The organism is Micromonospora pattaloongensis (assembly GCF_900107255.1).
Lineage (GTDB): Bacteria > Actinomycetota > Actinomycetes > Mycobacteriales > Micromonosporaceae > Micromonospora_I > Micromonospora_I pattaloongensis.
Genome location: NZ_FNPH01000013.1, coordinates 1 through 19,628 on the forward strand (window position 1 = coordinate 1; position 19,628 = coordinate 19,628).

The window sequence follows — 19,628 nt, forward strand, 5'->3', positions numbered from 1 at the left end:
CCATACTTCGACCCCGAGCTGTTGGGCCAAGTCCAGTGTTTCCGCGATGGCTTCGAGCTGACGCTCATTGAGTCCGGCGGCCATAGATCGGCAGCCTATGCAAAGCGGCCAGAATCGCGGCAGCAGATGCGGTGCGACACCTGCTCGGCGAGGGCACGTAACCGTGCCGCACGCGCAGGTGACGCCCAGACGGGGTAGGCGATGAACAGGTCGGTGAATCCTGCCTTGGCGAACACCTCGGCCTCGCTGACGGTCGCCACGGTCAGACCGACCGCGCCGATCTCGATCTGACGGCGTGCGATCTGCAAGCATTTATGGGTCTTAGCGTGTGGCCGCAGCGCGAGCCCCTGCGCGGTCGCCCTCACCGCCATGGCGCGCAAGTTACGGTCGAGAACGTCGAGGTCAACGGCCACATACGGCGTGCTCAGATCAGTGGGCAGCGGAGCCGGCATGTCCATGCGCCGGATCATGCCATGCGGGGGGAACAGGCGGGTGAGGACCGCAGCTACCCGCAGTCATTTAGCCGCGATCGGCGCGCTGAGGTGTCGCAGATCAGTTGGCGGACGACTGTCGCACGTCAGTCGACAGAGGACACTGACGCAAGCCCAACACTGCCGGCGACCTCAGGCCGGCATCGGCCGGGCCGGCCGGCCACGCTGAGAAACGGACAAGAGCAGAAGGCCCTGGGCTCCGCCCCAGACCCGGCCACTGCTCGGAGATCCGCCGCTTTCCAGCCAGGTCCGCATCGCTACTCAAGCATTGACCTGTAGCAGTCGCCAGCGTCGCTGATCGGGCGGTAGTGCTCGTTGACTGCCGCTGCGTGCAGTGCGGCCAGAAGCTCGTCTGCGGCCGGCAGATCGAGTGCTTCCCGGAGCCGGTCCCGTTCCATGTCGAGCTGCGGCCAGTCAACGCGAATGTAGTGGTCTGCTTGGGCCAGCCAGTCCCGTAGCTGGCTGCCATCATCACCGAACGGTCTTGCGGTCGCGTCGTGGAGACTGGACAGGCCAACGACGAGCGCCAGCGCATCACGCAGGGACGCGGCGATTAGCCCGCCCTCGCCTTCTGACCCGACATACACGACTGGTCGGTGACTGCCCGAGCCGACCAGCATGAATGCTCCGCCCGAGGCATCCCCGGCGATCATCTCAAGGGATTCCCCATTGGCTAGCTGGACCGGCTCAATCGGCCCGAATGCCGCCCGCGAGACATCGAAGTCGAACCGCGCCAACAGGGCCGCGATCCACGGCGTAGCGCGGATTTGATCCAGCAGAGCGCGATCGGATTGCACGTCAGCGACGGTACCGCCCAGGATCGGTGGGCCGTCCACGGGCCAGTAACGGTGTCGCTGAACGGTCACGAGTGGGCACGAGACGCAACCAGACCGCCCGCCGGCCGCAGGCGTTTCGGGCGTCACGTTCGGCCCCTGAAGATGTCGATTAGAGACTTGTCGAGGGTCCCGCTGATGCGGTGCAGGGCAGGTCTCGTGATCCCTGGTCGACGCCGTCCTCTCGCCGAGACCACCAACGCCTGCACCTCACCCGACGGGGCGCTCACGCCGTGACGCCCGCCAAGGCCACCTGCGGCCGCAAGGTCAAGGCGACTGTCGGGCCGAACAAGGCAGGAGGCTTGGGGGGCAAGCCTCGCCGGTCGTTGGGCAGCGGGTGTTGAGTCAACAGCCGCTGCCCAACGCACCGAATCAGATGACGGCTTCGTGCTGGTTGGCGGAGTCCCAACCGGGAACACGTCCGAGCCAACGCGTCGCCTGCAAGTCCTCTGATGGGGCCTTGTAGTTCTCGATGTGGAGGAGCCGCCCGCCCGTGGCCTGGTATGGGCGTACGGTGCGGTCAACCGCGATGTCACGAACAACGATGAGGTCAGCGCCGTGGGGGCAAGAGCGGAAGTGCGCAACCTCGTTTGAGGTGTACTCGACGTCAGCGCCCGCCCCGCTGGTTCCCTTTACTTCGACGTGCTTTTCCTCGCCGGACGGCTTCCGGCAGACGAGGTCATAGGGCTTGCCGAGCGGCTTGACGTCCGGCCACCCCTGGGCCTTCATGTGTTCGATGGCGAGATCGACGGCGCGGGCTTCGACAGCGCTGTTGAATTCCGGGTCACGCGACCGACCGGCTCCCCGGCGGCCCCGGACCGGAGGGAAAGACGGACGCGGAACACCGGCCGTTCGGCTGAGGTCCGGCACTGCGTCCGCGCCGGCCGTGGGTACGCCCATGGCCTTGAGTAGTGGGGCCACGTCCAGTTCGACGCGAATTCCGCGGTTGCTGATCGCCGCGAGACGAAGGGCTTCGGTCCCCCCGGCGCCCAGCACCCCGGTGGCATCGGCAGGAGCACCCGCGAGTGTCGCCACTGGAGTCAGGCCCAGACGGTACGGATAGATGAGCTTAGAATCTTCGATCTCGTCTGGCCAGTGGGGAGCCTCACCCCGGTACAGGGGTGCCGTGAACTCGCAGAGGATGAGGTCGACCGTTCCCTTCTGCCATACCGGTGCATCGATGCGCGGACTTCCGTTGCTGTGATCGTGTCCGAACAACACCCAGCGACTCGGCTGCTCGTACTGGGGATCGTGCTCCTTGAACCCCCAGGTCTGCGTCTCAAGGCCGAAGAGCAGGTTTCGGCGTCCGTTGGGAGAAGCGGAGGACCAAATACAGAGGACGTGATCGGTCACAGGCACCTCACGAATGAAGGAGGGGTCGTAGAGAGCAACGCTAAACCAGCCTCTGTTAAGTCGCAAGCTAAATACTGCTCGCCCCCCTTGGGCGGGCCGTGGCCGACCTTCTCGCCGCCATGGAGGTGGCCGGCGGCGGGGTTCCTCGCCGCCCTCTCGGCGCGTGGGGCAGAGGGCTGCACCGCTACGGAGGACCGGAGCCCTTGGCGGGGCAGCATGGGCGTGGTGCTGCTCATGGTGCGAAGCAGGGACGATCAAAGTTGCTGTAGGCCTTCCGGGGACGGGGACGAACCGCATCGAGGTCCGGACCGACGCCCTCGAGTCCGCACTGAGTCCGCAGGAGCACGACCCGCCGCCCGGTCGGGGCGGTCGGCCATCTGGTCGGGGTCGTCCTCGAACAGGTCCGCGTAAGACGTCCAGCGTGATCGCCGCCGAGGTGTGCCCGAGCATCCGCTGCACCGCCTTCACGTTGGCGCCCTCGGCCACCGCCAGACTCGCCGCCGTGTGCCGCAGCTCGTGCGGCGTCAGGCCCGCGAGGCCGATTGACTGTGGAGCCCGACCGAAGACCCGGCGGCGGAAGTTTGCGCAACACCTCGCCGGCCGGGGACGTGAACACCAGCGCCTGCGGGACTTGATTCACGACGACGGGAGCAGCATTCTTCCAAGCTGACGCTCACCGGGTTAGCTGTAGGGGGCGTACTGGACGCTGCGGGACCAACGCCGCCAGAAGGGCAGCGGCAGGCAGCCGGTGGGGCCTCTGCCTCCGATCTCGGTCTCCACTGATGCATCGGCGAGCGTGACCGAGACGGACGAGCGGCCCGGAGCGAACACCTCCCGGACCCTGCCAGCGATCACTGAGCGGACGATGTCTTCGAGTAGGGCGACGTCTTCAGGGCCGGCTTCCAGTTCCCATCGGCCGCCGTAGTCACCGACCTCCAGGATGAGTTCATCGGAGAAGTCCGTCCATCCGAAGGCACGAGCATCGGGGTTACGTGGTGTGACGCTCACCGATATCCCGCCCTCGACGCCGTCGACCTTCACGGTCGCCACCCCGGCCAACTCCCTTGCCAATGCCCTTGCGACTGCCAGAGTTGGTGTCCGGGGTACATCGTGGGTGTCGGGTTCGTCTGGGCCGTGCTTATCCCTCACGCGGCCAGTCTGACAAGCATCAGCGGTAGGGCGGACGTTGGGTCATCCTCGACCCCGATCGCAAGAAGATGTCGAAGTCAAAGGGCAACGTCGTCACGCCGATGTCCCTGCTCGAGGAGTACGGCGCGGACGCCGTCCGGTACTGGGCCGTCAGCGGCCGCCCCCGGCACGGACGCGTCGTTCGACACCGGGCAAATAAAGGTCGGGCGTCGAGCCGGCCGCTCCACCGTCCACGCGGCTTCGCTGGGGCCGGAGGGGCATCCGGCTCTTCGGCGCTTGGCCCATGGTCAGGTGGGCGTCGGTTGAGCGCGGTCGGTGGCGAGTTTAATCGCGAGTGCACCGAGCACGGTGCCCATGAGGTAGCGCTGAACGCGCAGCCAGCTGGGTCGCTGGGTCAGGAACACCGCGATGGTGCCGGCGGCCAGGACGATCGCGAGGTTCACCGCCAGACTCACGATGATCTGGATGCCGCCCAGCACAAAGCCTTGAACGACGACGTGCCCGGCCGCAGGGTGTACGAACTGGGGGATCAGCGACAGGTACATCACGGCGATCTTGGGGTTCAGCAGGTTGGTCATCAGGCCCATCGTGAATAGCCGTCGCGGTGAATCCAGTGCGAACTCCTGTGGCTCGAACATCGAGGTGCCGCCGGGACGGAGGGCCTTCCAGGCAAGCCATCCCAGATACGCCGCGCCTGTGAATTTGACGGCGAGGTACAGCTCCGGAACGGCCAGGAAGATCACCGACAGGCCGAGATTGGCGGCCGTGAGATAAACCAGGAAACCGAGCGCGACGCCACCGAGTGACACGACGCCGGCCCGGCGGCCCTGTGTGATGCTCCGTGAGACGAGGTACATCATGTTGGGCCCCGGGGTGAGGACCATGCCCAGCGCAACCGCGGAGACACCGAGGATCGACGCGACTGTGATCACACACGCACCTTTTCGCGACAGTAATCCATCCACTACAGCCAATCTGGCGGTCGTGGCCCCAGCCACCTCGACCTCGCCCTACCCGGCCAGGATTCGCTGACCGAACACGCCCCGGGCGCACGCTCATCGGCACGACCGAGGGCCGAGCCCCCACGCGTCCGGCGCGTACGGTGACAACCGGTCGGCGGCAGATCCGTGCGTTCAGTCGCGGACAGGGATGAGGCTGTAGACGTACATGTCTTTACGCTCGGTCCCGACCTGCTGCCAGCTGCGCAGGAGTCCTTCGCGCTGGTAACCGCAGGCTTCTGCCGCTCGCCACGAGCCCTCGTTCCATGGTTCGACGAACAGCTCCAGCCGCTTGACGTCGTCCAGTGAGCTAGCCCAAGTGGTGAGGGCGCTCAAAGCGGCCCGGACGTATCCGCGGCGCCGGTGCTGTGGCGCGATCCAGTAGCCCGTCGATGCGCGCCCGGTGGAGATGTGGCTGGTCCAGAGGCCGATGTTGCCCACAGCTTCGTCGGTCTCGATGTCCGCGATCGCAAAGGAGTAGCCAGACCCTTCAGCGAGTCGCTGGTGCTGCCGTTCAAGGTAGGCAGCGATGTCCTCGTGGGCATCGGAGGGCGGCACTGACGTGATGAGGGGAATGAGAGGGTCCGACGCGACCGAGGCGACGAGCCGGGCGTCGTCCAACCGGAACGCCCGCAAGCGCGCCGGCGGCTCGTCGAGACACGGCATCTCCGTCGGCAGCATGCCCCGATTCTGGGGCTCTCGGGCAGCCCGAGCAATCGAGCTCGGCAACCGCAATTCGCCATGACAGGACGTTGGTCGGCGGCTAAGCCGCCGCTCGATCGCCGGACCCTGTCGCACATCACCTGACGGAGTCGTGTCGCACATCAGTTGTCGGAGCACAACTGACAGAGCCCCTGACAGAGCCCACGCACTGCCGAATTCCCCTCTTTAGAATCAAGGCGGCCCGCAAGCGGGGCGCGCCGGCTGCGCCCGGCCTGGTGGCGGCGCAAGCGCCGGTATCGGCCGGAGCGCCGGGCGATACTCGCAGATGCGCCAAGCATCAGGGCTGATGCCTCCCGCGGGGATCTTCGACAAAGATGGGTGCGGCCCACCTCCACCATGGGTCCGGGCGAAGCCGTTCCACGATGTGCAGACTCACGGCGAAGATGGGCTCTCGGGGGAAGAGAGTGGCTGCTGCGCGGGTCCCCACTACGACAGGTGTGCCGCGTACACGTCTACCCGGTCTCCGGAACGCGAGGTCGCCTTACGCTCGAAGCGAAGATCAATCTTCTCAGCGACCCGCTGTGAAGGTGCGTTGTCCGGGTGAATGATGGCGATGAGTCGCCTTACGTTGAGGATCTCACGTGCATGATCGCGGCACGCTGCCGCGGCTTCCGTGGCGTATCCGTAGCCCTGTAGATCGCCCCGTACGTGGTAACCAACTTCGACATCGACGGCTCCTTCAACCTCCTGCGGTGTCAGACCGCAGTCACCGACGAATTCGCCTGTATCCCGCAACCTAATCACCCACAGGCCGAAGCCCTCCCGCTGGTACAGGCTCTGATTCCACCTGATCCAGCTCAGTGCCTCGTCACGATCCTTCGGATGCGGGTAATACCGCATCACATCCGGGTCACCAAGAAGCGCGGCCATGTCATCAAGGTCGTCGACCGTCATCTCAGCGAACGTCAGTCGCTGCGTGTCGGCAGGGCGACGGCTACTCAGATCCACAATTCTCCTCAGCCCCAGAGAGATCCATGTACCGGCCGGGACCCCAGCACACGTTACGTCGTGCCTAGGCATGTCGCTCGCCGGTAGGTGAGCGGTCCGCATCTGGTGCGCAAGACGCCGACGGACGGCGGGGGAGTGGCGAGAGACGTCGACAGGCGTTTTCGCCGCCGCTTCAAGCCCATTAGCCCAGCTCGCCAGGTCGTCCATTTTTATCTCATAATCCCTCGATCGCGGAATCGAGTCCCGCCCGCACCAGACCCAGCATTTGACACAGCGGGGGCTAGCGCACGGTGATTGCCGTGCGAATTTCGGCGGAACGGTCTCGCCGCAGGAACGCCGCCGACACCGCGTACGTGCCGCGGCCGGAGACGGGAAATGCGTTGCGGCCCGTGAGGCGAGCAGCGAAGTTGCAGAGGTGGCCCTACCTCAGCACGAGCACCCGGTACGGCAGGCGACGACGTCCGACGCCGTTGTCGTCGCCGAACTACTGGATGCCTTCAACCGCGAATTCGACACGCCGTCACCGGGGACGGAGGTGCTCGCGCCACGCCTCCGGCGACTGATCGCCGGGGACCACCTCGTGGCCCTTCTCGGCGGCGAACCGGCCGTCGGCGTCGCGGTGCTCTCCTTCCGGCCCAATGCGTGGTACGACGGTCCGGTCGCGGCCCTGGATGAGCTCTATGTCCGGCCGGACCTGCGTGGACAGCGGTTCGGGCACGCCATGCTGGAATTTGCCTGCCGCCTGGCGCGGCAACGCGGCGCGCAGACGCTGGAAATCAACGTCGACGGCGAAGACACTGCCGCGCGGCGCTTCTACGAGGCGCACGGCTTTTCCGACACCGAGCCCGGGGCGAGCGAGCCGATGTTCTACTACTACCGCGATCTCGACTGATCGCGGCGCCGACGCGGTTGCGTCGAACGTCGGGGGGGAATTCCCGGCGGCAGCGATCATCCGGCTCATCTGATCGGCGGGGCGGGCGGGGAGCGGAACGTCGCGACTACGCGACGGTGGCGACGTAGACGGTGTTGGTCGCGGGCCGCCCTTGCAGGGGGTTGGGGAAGCTGACGACGTGGGCCTTTGCCGTGGCGAACGCCTCCGTGAGCGTGGCGGTGAAGTCCTCGTCCGGTCGATCGTTGGACCACAGCGCGAACACCCCGCCCGGGTGGAGGCGACGGGTGAGACGGCGTAGCCCCTCGGGGGTGTAGAACGCGGCGTGGCTCGGATGGAGCACCTGCCGCGGCGTGTGGTCGATGTCCACGAGGAACGCGTGGAACCGCCGGCCGGGCGTGTCGGGGTCGAATCCCGTGGCGCCGGCGACGAGGGCGAAAAAGTCGGCGTGGACCAGCCGGGTGCGCGAATCGCGGGTCAGCTCGGCGGCGAACGGGAGCAACTCGCTTCGGTGCCACCCGATCACGTCGTCGAGCGCTTCCACCACCGTCAGCGTCCTGACCCGCGGGTCCTCCAGCACGGCGCGCGCGGTGTAGCCGAGACCGAGGCCGCCGACGACGACGTCGAGGTCGTCTCCGTCCAGCGCGGCCAGGCCGAGCCGGGCGAGTTCGATCTCCGCGACGGTGAAGAGGCTGGACATCAGGAACTCGTCGCCGAGCTTGACCTCGTAGACGTCGAGCTTGAGCGATGGGTCGAACCGTCGCCGCAGACGGATCTCGCCGAGCGGCGTCTCCCGCCAGGCCAGCTCCTCGAAGCGTGAACTCATTCGGCACATCCTTCCCGCCCGCGGGCGCCGGCGTCGTCCGGCGCGCCAGGCGTGTTCATCCGCAGCCCCGATCGATGTGCGGCAGACGAGTGCGCCTGATCAGACGCGGGTGCGACCCCGGCGTGGTGCGTCAGGGGTCGCGCCTCTCGACCCGGGTCCACCCGGTCCAACCACGCTCGGCCACCAGCTCCCGCAGTCGCGCGACGGCGGGGTGGGCAGCATCCGCGAACGAGTCCATCAGGCGGATGAACGCCGCGTCGGGCATGATCTCGTCCTGCCGGTCCAGCTCCCCGCTGGCCGCGGCCTGCTCGAACAGCTCGCTCATCAGGTCGGCCGTCTCGCGCAGCAGCTCTTCGTCCCTCCAGTTCTCCGCGATCCGACCGATGAGCTGGTAGAGCCGGACGACCGCCGGGTTGGCCAGCTGGGCCACCTTCTCGGCCATGATCGCCGGGATCGCTGCCGGCCATCGCGCTGCCATGAGGATCCATGCGTCGCGCTCAGCCTCAACGAGGGCCGCCGGTGCTCCAATGGCACGCAGGCGCTCCAGGTAGTCGACCACCTCCTCAGGGACAGCCAAGGAATCGCCGCAGCCCAGTCGCGCGATCCGTCGCCGGTGCTCCTGCAGCGCGCGGATCTGCGCACGCAGCTGCCGGTCGATCTCGGTGGTCGCGGCGGTGAACGTCTCGGGGTCAGCGTCGAGTAGCGCGCGGACGCGGGCCAGTGGTACGCCGGCCTCGGCCAGGGTCCGGATCCGGATGAGTCTCACGACCGCGGCCGCGTCGTACGTTCGGTAGCCGGAGGCGTCGCGCTCCGGCTCCCGCAGCAGTCCGATCTGGTGGTAGTGCCGCACGGCGCGGATGGTCACGCCGGCGTAGGACGCCAGCCGTCCGATCGTCAGCATGGCTTCAGCCTGCACCACGGAGACCATCGTTAACTGATCTTGCGGTGGTAGATGGCCATGGCGACGCTATAGGCGACGATGAGGAGGCTGGCACACCAGGCGAGGGCGATCCAGATGTCGTCACCGACCTGGTGTTGAGCGAACAGGTCGCGGATCGTGTTGACGATGGACGTCACCGGCTGGTTCTCGGCGAAGGCGCGTACGGGGCCGGGCATGCTCTCCGTGGGTACGAAGGCCGAGCTGATGAACGGCAGGAAGATCAGCGGATAGGAAAACGCGCTCGCGCCGTCCACTGACTGCGCGGTCAGGCCCGGGATGACGGCGAGCCACGTCAGGGCCAGGGTGAACAGGATCATGATGCCGGCGACCGCGAGCCAGTCCAGCGCGCCGGCCCCCGAGCGGAAGCCCATGAGCAGGGCGACCAGCACCACCACCACGAGCGAGATCAGGTTGGCGACCAGCGAGGTCAGCACGTGCGCCCACAGCGCGGACGAGCGTGCGATCGGCATGGACTGGAACCGCTCGAAGATGCCGCCCTTCATGTCCAGGAAGAGGCGGTATGCGGTGTAGGAGATGCCCGAGGCGACCGTGATGAGCAGGATGCCGGGCAGCAGGTAGTTCACGTACTTGTCCGACCCGGTCTGGATCGCGCCGCCGAATACGTAGACGAACAGCAGCATGAATGCGATCGGCATGATCGCGGTGGTGATGATCGTGTCCGGGCTGCGGCTGATGTGGCGCAGAGACCGGCCCAGTAGGACAGTGGTGTCGCCGAAGAAATGCCTGGTCATCGAGGGTCCTTAGCGGTTCGTGCCGTTGGGTCTGGCGGCGTCTGCTGTGCTGTCAGTGCCTGGTCACCGACGATGGCGAGGAAGACGTCTTCGAGGGTCGGCTGCTTCTCGACGTACTCGACCTTGGCCGGCGGCAGCAGCTGCTTGAGCTCCGGGAGCGTGCCGTTCGCGATGATGCGCCCCTGGTGGAGGATCGCGATCCGGTCAGCGAGCTGTTCCGCCTCGTCGAGGTACTGCGTGGTGAGCAGCACCGTCGCGCCCTGCCTGGCGAGCTCCCTGACGGCCTGCCACACCTCCAGACGCGCCTGCGGGTCGAGCCCGGTCGTCGGTTCATCGAGGAATATCACCGGCGGGTTCCCGATGAGGCTCATCGCGATGTCGAGGCGGCGGCGCATCCCGCCCGAGTACGTCGACACCTTCCGTCTGGCCGCGTCGCTCAGTGAGAAGCGGGCCAACAGGTCATCCGCAATCCGGCCCGGATCCCTCAGATGCCGCAACCGGGCGACCAGCACCAGGTTCTCCCGCCCGCTGAGGATCTCATCGACGGCCGCGAACTGTCCCGTCAGGCTGAGGGACTCCCGCACGTTCGCCGCTTGCGTGGCGACATCGAAGCCGTTGACGCTGGCCGTCCCCGCGTCCGGCTTGAGCAGTGTGGACAGGATCCTCACGACGGTGGTCTTGCCCGCCCCGTTGGAGCCGAGCAGGGCAAAGATGGTGCCCCGCGCCACGTCGAAGTCCACGCCGCGCAGCACGTGCAGCTCTTTGTACGACTTCTCCAGGCCCCGGACCTGGATCGCAGGCCCGCGGACCTGCTCGGTTGTCATCTGGGCATCTATGGACATGGCGCCAGCATGCGGGGTTGACGCTGCGTCAGGGTCAAGCCTGGAAGTAAGGCAGGTCGCCAATGAGTCGCGGTGTCCTTCTTGCTGCCGCCGCTCAGAAACCGTTCGGTAAGACGCGAGCGAGGCGGCGGATGGCCTCGTCCATGAGGTCGGGTGGGGCTGCGGCGAAGGTCAGGCGCAGGTGCGGCGCCGGGGGTTCGGCCGCGTACCAGGGACGGCCGGGGAAGACGATGACGCCTTGCGCGGCCGCTGCGGCGGCCAGGGCGACGTCGTCGGTGCTGTCGGGCAGGCGGGCCCACAGGTGCAGCCCGCCGCGTGGGATCGTCGGTGGGGCGAGTCCCGGCAGGTGCCGGCGCAGTGCGGTCAGCAGCGCCTCGCGCCGTGTCCGCAGCGCGGTGCGCAGGGTGCGGCGGTGCCGTGTCCAGGCCGGGGCGGTGACGAACTCCAGCGTGGCCTGCTGCAGCGGGCCGGCGACGAAGAAGTCGTCGAGCAACCTGGCCGCGCGCAGCCGGGCACCGGCTGGGCCGCGGGCGCCGATCGCGGCGACACGTAGGCCGGGCGCTGCGGACTTGGTCAGTGAGCGCAGGTAGACCACGTGCCCGTCCGGGTCGTCGGCGGCAAGCGGTGGCGGGGCCTCTCCGTCGATGGTGAGGTCGCGGGCGTAGTCGTCCTCGATCAGGAACGCTCCGGCGTCGCGGATGGCATCGGCGACCGCAGCTCGGCGGTGGGCTGCCAATGTCGCACCGGTGGGGTTCGCGTGCAGCGGTTGGCAGTAGAAGAGCCGCGCGCCGGTGCGAGCAAACGCGGCGGTGAGTTGGTCGGGGAGTACGCCGTCGGCGTCGGCGGGCACCGGTACCACCCGTAGCCCAGCCGCCCGGGCCGCGGCCAGCGCCCCCAGGTAAGTCGGGGACTCGACGAGCAGGGTGTCGCCGGGCGCGGCGAGAGCGCGCAACGCGGATGACAGCGCAGCCTGCCCGCCAGGGCAAATCACCATGTCGTCGGCGCGCAGCCGGGCCCCCGCCTCACGGGCGAACCAGGCGCGTAGGTCCGCACGCCCCTCGGCCGGCCCGCGCTGCCAGGCCGCGGGCTGCCGGGCGGCGCGGGTGAGCGCGGCGCCGAGCGCGGCAGCCGGCTGCAGATCTGTGTCCAGGTAGCCGCCGGACAGTGGAATCGCTCCCGACGGCGGTAACGCCAATAACGCCTGCATCTCCTCCTCGCCCGGTCGGCGGGGGCCGAGCGCGACGGTTTGCCAGGACAGGTCGGGGGCGCGTCGCTCGTCCGGTCGGGCGGCCACGAAGGTGCCCTTCCCCGATCGCGTCTCGATCAGCCCTTGCGCCACCAGCTGTCGGACTGCCTCGGCGACGGTCACCGGCGAGGCCTGGTGCCGGGCGGTCAACTCGCGTACCGAGGGCAGCCGAGTTCCGGGGCCCGAGACGGCCACGAGCCCGCGCAGATCTTGGATAACGCGGGCGACAGCGTTACCGTTGTTCATGAAGGACAAGAGTAGCGCTACTGTCGCAACCACGGTAACGGCGGACCGGCTCATCGGCCTCACCCTCGGCGCGCTGGGCGTGCTCGCCTTCAGCATGTCGCTGCCCGCCACCCGTGTCGCCGTGCAGCAACTCGACCCGTGGTTCGTCGCCTTCGGCCGGGCCGTCGGTGCGGCGCTACTGGCATGGGCGTACCTACGTTTCACCGGCGCGCCGCGACCCACCCGGAGTCAGTGGCAGCGGCTGTCGATCGTCGCCCTTGGCGTCGTCGTCGGCTTCCCGCTGTTCACCTCGCTGGCACTGACCACCCAGACTTCCGCACACGGCGCGGTCGTCATTACCGTGCTGCCCGCCATGACCGCCGTGTTCGCGGTACTGCGGGCCGGCGAGCGCCCACCGCTGCTGTTCTGGGTCGCCAGCGCCGGCGGGCTGATGGCGGTGCTCGCCTTCCTGATCACCAGCGGGGCGGTGCGCGGAGCGCTGTCGGGCGCCGACCTGTTCCTGCTCGCGGCGGTCGTCCTGTGTGGACTGGGATACGCCGAGGGCGGCGCGCTCGCCCGGGAACTGGGCGGCGCCCGGACGATCTGCTGGGCGCTGCTGCTCTCGCTGCCCGTCACCCTGCTCATCACGCTCGTCGCCGCTTCGGCCCACCCGCCGGGCGCCGACGCCGCCGCCTGGTCGGCGTTCGGATACCTCACCGCGATCTCCATGTTCCTGGGCTTTTTCGCCTGGTACGCAGGTCTAGCCCGAGGTGGGATCGCCCAGGTCGGCCAGATTCAGCTCGCACAGCCGGTACTCACCCTGCTCTGGTCCGCGCTACTGCTCGCAGAGACCGTCACTCCTGCCTCGATCGGGGCGGCGCTGGTCGTGCTGGCCTGCGTCGTACTGATTCAGCGCACCCGCAGCGCGCGCAACACCCATCAACGGCCGTGATGTGTCCAGCCCACCGGCAGCAGGAAGGGTCAGTCAGTCCCGGACCCAGAGCCTGACTCCGGCACCGACGTCAACGGCATTCACGACGATGAAGGCCGCAGTGCCGGCTGCGCAGACGAGCAGGGCGGCCCGCATCCATGGAGGAAGGGTTGCGCGTCGCGCGGCGAGCAGGACCAACCCGCCGAGGGCGAACAGGCCTGCAACGAACGGGCCGAGCGTCACATCGAAGATCGGTAGCAGGTTGCCCGTGTACTTCATGGGGAACAGGCCCTTGGGGTCAAACGGCCTGTTCCATGCCTCCTCGCGGTGCAGCCCGTGCGCGAAGTACGGGATGAAGGCGAGGAGGAAGTAGCTGACGACAATCAGCGCCTGCCCGACTATCAGCAGTGTCGCGGCATGACGGCTTGGTGGGATTTTGTGGGGTGCCATCGATGGACTCATGCCGGTCGTCATCGCCGTACCGTAGGAGGTCTCCAAGCGGTGCCACAAGCGGTCACGGCCGTCGGGCGGCAAATCCGCCCATGCGATCAAGCCGAAAGGATGCTTGTTCGTCGGTCGATGTCACTCGCGCTCGATCCTTCGCAGCCCTTGCGGGGGCGACCGCCACTCGATGACGAGCATCGTGGCCTCCTGGTTGAGGTGGGTGTGCACGACCTCGGCGATGTCGGCGTGGAAACGGTCGCCGTCGCGTTCTTCGGTGATTGGTCCGGCAGCTATCGCCCGGCCCGAGATCTTCGCCTCGCCCGGCCACTGCGCCTCGGCGCCCTCGACCGGGTCGACCGTCGCACTGTGCAAGGCAAACCGCGGATCGCTACGCAGATCCGCGCCCTTGCGTGCGTTCGGCATCGAGCCGAAAACCAGTTCACCCCCCTCGAATACCGCCTCAATCCCCGAGATCCGCGGCGACCCGTCGGCTCGCAACGTAGCAATGGTCTTGTGTTTGTGAGCGTCGAACAGCGCCCGCACGCGCTGCGCGAACTCCGGCTCTGCCCGTTCGACGTCCTGCCACGAGGCCATACGCCCATGGTCGCACCGCCTTGACGGTGACGCCGAACAGGTCGAAGAGCACGTGTCCGCCACCGGGTCACACCCTTCGTACGACGACGCCGGCGGCTTCCAGCGCGTCCGCCTCGTCGTTGGGGGCGTCGTCTCCGGTCACGACGGCGTGCAGCGCGGACGTCGGCGCGACGAAGGCGAGGGCAGTGCGGGAGAACTTGGCCGCCTCGGCGACCGCGATGACGCGGTTGGCCGAGGCCATCACGGCACGCTTGATCGCAGCGTCGGCCAGGTCGTACGCGGTCAGGCCGTTCGCGGCGTTGAGGCCACAACAGCCGATGACCGCGGTGTCGAAGCGCAGCGCGGCGAGCGACGCCTCCGCGAGGGGGCCGGTGAGCGCCAGTTCACCGGGGCGCGGCTCCCCGCCGGGCAGGAGAAGCCTCAGTTGAGGTGCGCCGACCAGTGCGTTGGCCGCGTGCAGGGACAGCGGCATGACGGTCAGGCGGCGGTGGGTCAGGGCGCGGGCCACTTCGAGGCAGGTGGTGCCGCTGTCGATGACGACCGCCTCGCCGTCGGCGATCATGGCGCCTACCGCTGCGGCGATGCGCTGCTTGACCTCCAGGCCGTCATGCGCGCGAAGCGCGAACGGGGGTTCCTCGCCGCGCAACAGCAGGCTTCTGGCCCCACCGCGGTAACGCTCCAGGAGACCCTGTTCGGCCAGGATTTCCAGGTCTCGGCGGATTGTCATCTCCGAGGTGCTAGTCAGTTCCGCCAGCTCCGCCACGCTGAGCTGCCCGGCGTGCCGTACGGCATCGGTGATCTGTTGGTGTCGCTCCACGCTCGCCATGCACTCATTGAACACCAATTGCTTTCGTTCAACAATATTTTGAACACGAACCATGTTTGTTATGTTCGAAACCATGATGAGATCATCGCGGGTCGCTCGGTTGGCCACCTTCGCTTACTTCGCCCTCAACGGCTTCGTCATGGGTATCTGGATCGTCCACATCCCCGCGGTCGAACACCGGGCCGGAATCAGCCACGCCGTGCTCGGCTGGCTCCTGCTGCTCCTCGGCGCCGGTGCCTTCACCGGAATGCAACTGGTCGGGCCGCTCACCGACCGTTTCGGCGCTCGCAAGGTCGTGCCGCTGAGCGCGGCGCTGTGCAGTACGGCGCTCGTCCTGCCCGCGCTCGCCGTGAACGCGTGGACACTGGGCGTGGCACTGCTGGTGTTCGGCATTGGCAACGGCAGCCTGGACGTCAGCATGAACACGCACGCTGTTCAGGTCGAAGCCCGGTACAAGCGTCCGATCATGTCCGCGTTCCACGCCGTGTTTTCCATCGGCGGGGTTCTCGCCGCGCTGGTCGGCGCCCGGACTCTTAGCTGGGGTTGGAGCACCACGGCTACCGTGACCGCGGTCAGCCTCTTCGCCCTCGCCGTCACCGCCGTCGTCGCACCCGCACTGTTACCAAGGCCGGAAGCCGCCAGCGCCGTAGAGCCCTCCACGGCCAAGGCCACCACCTGGCGGACCACGCCCCTTCGCATCTGGGCGCTCGCCGCGCTGGCCTTGATGCTGATGCTCAGCGAAGGCGTGGCCAACGACTGGAGCGTGCTGGCGATGCGCGACGTGCTCGACGCGCCCGCCGCCACCGCCGCCCTCGCCTACGGTGCCTTCGCCACCGCCATGACGATCGGACGCTTCCTCACCGACCGGGGCGCCGCACGCTTCGGCTCGGTCGCCATCGTCCGCTACGGATCGGCACTGGCCGCACTCGCCCTCACGATGATCGCCATTTCACCGTCGATCCCACTGGCTATCGCCGGATGGGTGCTGTTCGGTATCGGGCTGTCTGGCACCATCCCGCAGCTCTTCAGCGCGGCCGCCACGCCGACCCCAACGCCGCCGGAGCAAACGTCTCCCGCGTCGCCGGGCTCGGCTATCTCGGCATGCTCGCCGGGCCCGCCATCATCGGACCCCTCACCCGCCTTATGCCGCTGAACTACACATTCTTCCTGCCGGTGGCCTTCTGCGTAGTCGCCGCCCTCACCGCCCACATCCTTCGATCCAAGGCAGAAACGCCACAGCCACAGGTAACCAGCCCGCCAGCAGCCAGCATCCACACCGCCTGAGTCACGCCCTGATGCGCGGCAGCTGATTCTCCGGTCCCGCGCGCGAACCCGCAGGGACCGGCTGCGCGCGGCGGTGGGCTCGATGCGTCAACCGCAAGGCCCGGCGGGTCAGAGCTGATCCAGTTTGCGCACGGCGCCGAACTCGGTGTCCCCGACGTTATGGAGAACACCGGCGCGGCGTCCCCGTCCCGGCGCCGGACAGCGCCACCCGGTCAGACGGGACGCCGGCCAGTGGAGATCCACAGCACCAGCCCGCCGAGGGCGGAGACAGCCGCCTGCGCCAGCACCGCGTGCCACGCCAACTCTCGAGAGGATGTCACGGCGACCATGACCGGAAGGGTCAGCACGGCCAGCACGTCGATCCCGTTCACCAGCCAGAGCAGCATCCCTGAGGGGAAGGCGCCGAACGGTGTCTCGATGAGCGTGCTGCCGATGCTCGACGCGCTCGCCCGCGCCCGCTGCATGGCGGCCAGCGCGGCGGCGGGCCCGGTGGCCACGCCGAGTATCCACCAGGGTCCGCTGAGCACACCCGCCACTTGGAGGCCGGCCATTGCCAGCGCGGCCCAGGACGCTGCCAGCAGGCTCGGCATCACGAGACGCTGGACGGCCACTTGCCGCCGTGACAGCCCCATCAGCCGCACCATCGACGGGTTCGCCGCATCGCTGTGTGTCGGTTCGCCGCAGAGGCCGGCTGCGGCCATCGCGCCCAGCAGGAACAGCATGATCAGCGCCCAGAGGGGGCCGTCCGCCAGTGCGGCCGGGGCTGCGGCGAGCGCGGCCAGCCATGGGAGCCGGCCGGCCTTGCGTCGTACCAGAAGCAGGTCCTGTGCCAGCAGTGGGGGAATGCCGCGGCGACGAAGGAGGCCGCTGGTCCGGATGCCGGTGCGGTTCCGCCAGAACCGCCGGGTGCTCAGCTCGCTCAGGAAAGAGGGTTCCGCGGCGTAGACCACGTCGGCGTACGCGCAGGTGATCGCGGATGCCTCGATGATCCGGTGGATCGGCCAGCGGTCCACACCGGCCCAGGCGCGGGCCAGCCCGATCGCCGCCGCGATACCGGCGGCGAGGGACACCACCAGTGTCGTCGGCGTCGTGGCGGGCAGCGACGGCTGTGGTGACGGTTCCGGGACCACTTGCGCGCCGACGAGTGCTGCCAGGAGCGCCGCAGCGGCGAGGGAACCTGCGGTGTCGAAGATCCGTGCGGCGGCCCTCGTCCGCTGGGCCCGCACTGCCGCGCATGCCAGCGCAAAGGTCGCGGCGCAGCCGCCAGCGACGGTCGTCAGGAGCTGCGCGGGTGATACCGGCCGGGTGGCGGCGTGTCCCGCGACGGCAACTCCGGCGAGAACGCCGACCAGCACTGCGGCGGTGACGGTCAGCAGGAACGCCGGTGCCGACAGCGTGCGACGGGGCACCGGAGCGGTCAGCAGCCACGTCGCGTCGCCGCGACCCACCACCACGGGGCCCAGTTGCCGGAGTACGCCGTAGAAGCCGAGCAGGGCCAACCCGACCGTGGCCGGGGCACTGACCGACGACGAAGAGCCCGCCGGCCAGACCAGGGCGAGCGCCGGTTGACCGACCAGCGCGACCGCCATCGCCAGTGCCAGCAGCACCGAGTAGACGGTGGTCGGCTCCACCCGACCGTTCGCGGCGATCTGTCGCTGCCTGATCCAGCGGCGTACCTGCGGTGCCGACGTCCCGGCTGCGGACCGGATGTCGTTGGTCACGGTCACGGTCGGCGCGTCTCGCCGTCGTGGCCGGCCGTCACCGGGAGCCGCCCAGCACGACCCGGTCGGCGCCCACCGCACCCAGGAAGTCGTCGTCGTGACTTGCCATGAGCAGCGTCCCGCCGGACGTGACGTAGGACCGCAGGCATGCCGCGACCTCGCGCTTGACCGCATGGTCGAGTCGCTGCTCGGGCTCGTCGAGCACGAGCAGGCGACTCGGTCGGACGAGTGTCGCGGCCAGGAGAAAGCGCTGGCGCTGCCCGGAGGACAGCGTTCCCGGCAGGGCGTCCGCCAGACCGGCGAGGCCGAGCGTGTCGGTGAGTTCCTCGATCCGGCCGTCGTTCGGGTCGCAGCCATTGGCCAGGCGCACCAGGTCCAGGTGCTCCCGGACCGTCAGCCCCTGGTACCAGCTCGGTGACTCGACCGTCGTGGCTACTTGTCGCCAGAAGCCGACAGTCCGGCCCGGCTGCTCGGCGAAGACGGTCACGATGCCGTCCGTGGGTTCCTGGAGGCCGGCCACGCAGCGCAGCAAGGTCGACTTCCCGACACCGTTCTCGCCGGTGACGGCGCAGGCGGAGCCTTCCGGCAGGCGCAGGCTGAAACCGTCGAGGACCGTGACGCTGCCGTACGAGACTCGAAGACTGTCGACCACGACGGCCTGAGTGGAACCGAGGACTCCCGCACTCACGGAATTCGTCTCACGTCGTCGACTCCCACTGACCCGGTTGTCTGTCATGACGACCGTCGAGATCGGCGCAGCGCCGCGAGATCATCGGTGTTTGCGGCGTAGTTCCTTCAGCCGGGCTGCCCGGTCCGCGCTCCGCGGGTCCTCCGGCTCGGCGTTCGCCGGCCACGGCGTCGCGGGCGGGGCGGGCAGCCTGAGCTTCGCCGTGACGGCCCGCATGATGCGGGTGACGTCCTCGGCGGCCAGCCTGGCCGCAACGCCCGGCGGCCGGTGCAGCAAGCGCTGGAGCGGAAACCGGAAGTCGGCCCGGACGATGCGGCCGCCGGTGCGCACGGTGCCGCCGTCGTCGTCGGTGAGCTCGATGACGAGTTCCAGCCGCTCCCGGCCGGCGGCCGCCCACCATGACCGCCAGTCGTCACGGGCGTCCAGCGCCGTGGCGATCTCGTGAACCGCGTCGGCATAGGAGAGCCAGTGCCCGGTGCTTCCGAACACCAGCGGCCGGCACCAGCCCGGCGGCCCGACGATCCGCTCGAACACGCGGCCCAACCGGTCGGCTTCGCTGAAGGACCACCGCCGGGTCTTCACCACGGCCGGCTCCGCGCGGACCGACCCGTACACGTCGGGCCCCGCCGCCACCACCGCCAGCAGCAGATTTTCCAGCGCCGTGCCGGTCAGCGGCAGCGGCTCGACGCCCGGGGGGTCCGACACATCACCGACCGGCAGGCCCAGGAACCGGCTTCCGTCCAGGGCGCGCACCATCTCATCGAGTCGCTGCTGGAACGCGGCCGCCCGGTCACCCAGCTCGCCGCAGAGGCGCGCCACCGTTCGCTCGTCGGCCACCCCGCCGAGCGAACGGATCAACGCCCAGAACTCCTCATCGGTCACGAGAACACGTCCCCGGAAGGCAGGCCGGTCCGCGCCCCGGAAC

The 19,628-nt window shown here is 68.5% G+C and carries 20 protein-coding genes and 3 pseudogenes; 4 read left to right on the forward strand and 19 right to left on the reverse strand.

What is annotated here, in order from left to right; all coding sequences use genetic code 11:
• Positions 1-95: 95 nt before the first annotated feature.
• The 5 genes and pseudogenes from BLW47_RS22350 to BLW47_RS22370 all read right to left on the reverse strand — a co-directional run bounded on the left by BLW47_RS22350 (position 96) and on the right by BLW47_RS22370 (position 3,727).
• Positions 96-458: an alanine racemase gene (locus tag BLW47_RS22350; RefSeq protein WP_245736938.1), complete on the reverse strand. Its 363-nt coding sequence runs from the start codon at positions 456-458 to the stop codon at positions 96-98.
• Between the two features lie 290 nt (positions 459-748).
• On the reverse strand, positions 749-1,288 hold the full coding sequence (locus BLW47_RS22355) for a hypothetical protein (protein WP_139307414.1): 540 nt from the start codon (positions 1,286-1,288) through the stop codon (positions 749-751).
• A 408-nt stretch (positions 1,289-1,696) separates the two neighbouring features.
• Positions 1,697-2,683, reverse strand: a complete 987-nt coding sequence (locus BLW47_RS22360; protein WP_175543759.1) for a protein NO VEIN domain-containing protein — start codon at positions 2,681-2,683, stop codon at positions 1,697-1,699.
• 474 nt (positions 2,684-3,157) lie between these two features.
• A pseudogene (locus BLW47_RS25950) lies at positions 3,158-3,313 on the reverse strand (hypothetical protein); the annotation flags it as partial.
• Between the two features lie 45 nt (positions 3,314-3,358).
• Positions 3,359-3,727, reverse strand: coding sequence for a hypothetical protein (locus BLW47_RS22370; RefSeq protein WP_139307415.1), 369 nt, complete (start codon positions 3,725-3,727; stop codon positions 3,359-3,361).
• Positions 3,728-3,870: 143 nt separating this feature from the next.
• Between BLW47_RS22370 and BLW47_RS24915 the strand changes: the two are divergent.
• A pseudogene (locus BLW47_RS24915) lies at positions 3,871-4,063 on the forward strand (class I tRNA ligase family protein); the annotation flags it as partial.
• Between the two features lie 50 nt (positions 4,064-4,113).
• Here the strand turns inward: BLW47_RS24915 and BLW47_RS22375 are convergent.
• The 3 genes from BLW47_RS22375 to BLW47_RS22385 form a co-directional block, all read right to left on the reverse strand.
• Positions 4,114-4,758 (reverse strand): LysE family translocator, encoded by a 645-nt coding sequence (locus BLW47_RS22375; protein WP_175543760.1) that lies wholly within the window; start codon positions 4,756-4,758, stop codon positions 4,114-4,116.
• Positions 4,759-4,959: 201 nt separating this feature from the next.
• Positions 4,960-5,505, reverse strand: coding sequence for a GNAT family N-acetyltransferase (locus BLW47_RS22380; protein WP_091561761.1), 546 nt, complete (start codon positions 5,503-5,505; stop codon positions 4,960-4,962).
• 468 nt (positions 5,506-5,973) lie between these two features.
• The gene (locus BLW47_RS22385; protein WP_281247299.1) at positions 5,974-6,495 is read right to left on the reverse strand and encodes a GNAT family N-acetyltransferase; all 522 of its coding nucleotides are present in this window, start codon (positions 6,493-6,495) and stop codon (positions 5,974-5,976) included.
• Between the two features lie 415 nt (positions 6,496-6,910).
• Here BLW47_RS22385 and BLW47_RS22390 point away from each other — a divergent pair, with 415 nt between their 5' ends.
• Positions 6,911-7,387, forward strand: a complete 477-nt coding sequence (locus tag BLW47_RS22390; protein ID WP_091561765.1) for a GNAT family N-acetyltransferase — start codon at positions 6,911-6,913, stop codon at positions 7,385-7,387.
• A gap of 106 nt (positions 7,388-7,493) precedes the next feature.
• On the opposite strand, the gene BLW47_RS22395 is transcribed toward BLW47_RS22390, so the two are convergent.
• The 5 genes from BLW47_RS22395 to BLW47_RS22415 form a co-directional block, all read right to left on the reverse strand.
• Complete coding sequence (locus BLW47_RS22395) at positions 7,494-8,210, reverse strand: polyamine aminopropyltransferase (RefSeq protein ID WP_091561768.1); 717 nt, start codon at positions 8,208-8,210, stop codon at positions 7,494-7,496.
• 130 nt (positions 8,211-8,340) lie between these two features.
• Positions 8,341-9,111 carry a MerR family transcriptional regulator gene (locus BLW47_RS22400; protein WP_091562017.1) on the reverse strand — a complete coding sequence of 257 codons (771 nt, stop codon included), beginning with the start codon at positions 9,109-9,111 and terminating at the stop codon, positions 8,341-8,343.
• Positions 9,112-9,140: 29 nt separating this feature from the next.
• Positions 9,141-9,902 carry an ABC transporter permease gene (locus BLW47_RS22405; RefSeq protein ID WP_091561772.1) on the reverse strand — a complete coding sequence of 254 codons (762 nt, stop codon included), beginning with the start codon at positions 9,900-9,902 and terminating at the stop codon, positions 9,141-9,143.
• The gene (locus tag BLW47_RS22410) at positions 9,899-10,744 is read right to left on the reverse strand and encodes an ABC transporter ATP-binding protein (RefSeq protein ID WP_091561775.1); all 846 of its coding nucleotides are present in this window, start codon (positions 10,742-10,744) and stop codon (positions 9,899-9,901) included. Before BLW47_RS22410 ends, BLW47_RS22405 begins: the two co-directional genes overlap by 4 nt.
• Before the next feature lie 94 nt (positions 10,745-10,838).
• Positions 10,839-12,236: an aminotransferase-like domain-containing protein gene (locus tag BLW47_RS22415; protein ID WP_091561778.1), complete on the reverse strand. Its 1,398-nt coding sequence runs from the start codon at positions 12,234-12,236 to the stop codon at positions 10,839-10,841.
• Between BLW47_RS22415 and BLW47_RS22420 the strand changes: the two genes are divergently transcribed.
• Complete coding sequence (locus tag BLW47_RS22420) at positions 12,235-13,167, forward strand: DMT family transporter (RefSeq protein ID WP_091561781.1); 933 nt, start codon at positions 12,235-12,237, stop codon at positions 13,165-13,167. The two genes, BLW47_RS22415 and BLW47_RS22420, sit on opposite strands and share 2 nt — an antisense overlap.
• Positions 13,168-13,200: 33 nt before the next feature.
• On the opposite strand, the gene BLW47_RS22425 is transcribed toward BLW47_RS22420, so the two are convergent.
• From BLW47_RS22425 to BLW47_RS22435, 3 genes are all read right to left on the reverse strand, one after another.
• Entirely contained in the window at positions 13,201-13,620 is a 420-nt protein-coding gene (locus BLW47_RS22425) for a hypothetical protein (RefSeq protein WP_139307416.1), read from the reverse strand.
• Positions 13,621-13,728: 108 nt separating this feature from the next.
• On the reverse strand, positions 13,729-14,184 hold the full coding sequence (locus tag BLW47_RS22430) for a pyridoxamine 5'-phosphate oxidase family protein (RefSeq protein WP_091561789.1): 456 nt from the start codon (positions 14,182-14,184) through the stop codon (positions 13,729-13,731).
• A 67-nt stretch (positions 14,185-14,251) separates the two neighbouring features.
• A complete protein-coding gene (locus BLW47_RS22435; protein WP_091561793.1) occupies positions 14,252-15,010 on the reverse strand; it encodes a DeoR/GlpR family DNA-binding transcription regulator in 759 nt (252 codons plus the stop codon).
• A 61-nt stretch (positions 15,011-15,071) separates the two neighbouring features.
• Between BLW47_RS22435 and BLW47_RS22440 the strand changes: the two are divergent.
• Positions 15,072-16,294: pseudogene (locus BLW47_RS22440) on the forward strand (MFS transporter).
• Between the two features lie 212 nt (positions 16,295-16,506).
• On the opposite strand, the gene BLW47_RS22445 reads toward BLW47_RS22440, so the two are convergent.
• The 3 genes from BLW47_RS22445 to BLW47_RS22455 form a co-directional block, all read right to left on the reverse strand.
• Positions 16,507-18,015, reverse strand: a complete 1,509-nt coding sequence (locus tag BLW47_RS22445; protein WP_245736942.1) for a DUF6297 family protein — start codon at positions 18,013-18,015, stop codon at positions 16,507-16,509.
• 37 nt (positions 18,016-18,052) lie between these two features.
• Entirely contained in the window at positions 18,053-18,703 is a 651-nt protein-coding gene (locus BLW47_RS22450) for an ABC transporter ATP-binding protein (protein WP_245736944.1), read from the reverse strand.
• Between the two features lie 81 nt (positions 18,704-18,784).
• Positions 18,785-19,585, reverse strand: a complete 801-nt coding sequence (locus BLW47_RS22455) for a DUF4240 domain-containing protein (protein WP_091561800.1) — start codon at positions 19,583-19,585, stop codon at positions 18,785-18,787.
• Between the last annotated feature and the right edge of the window lie 43 nt (positions 19,586-19,628).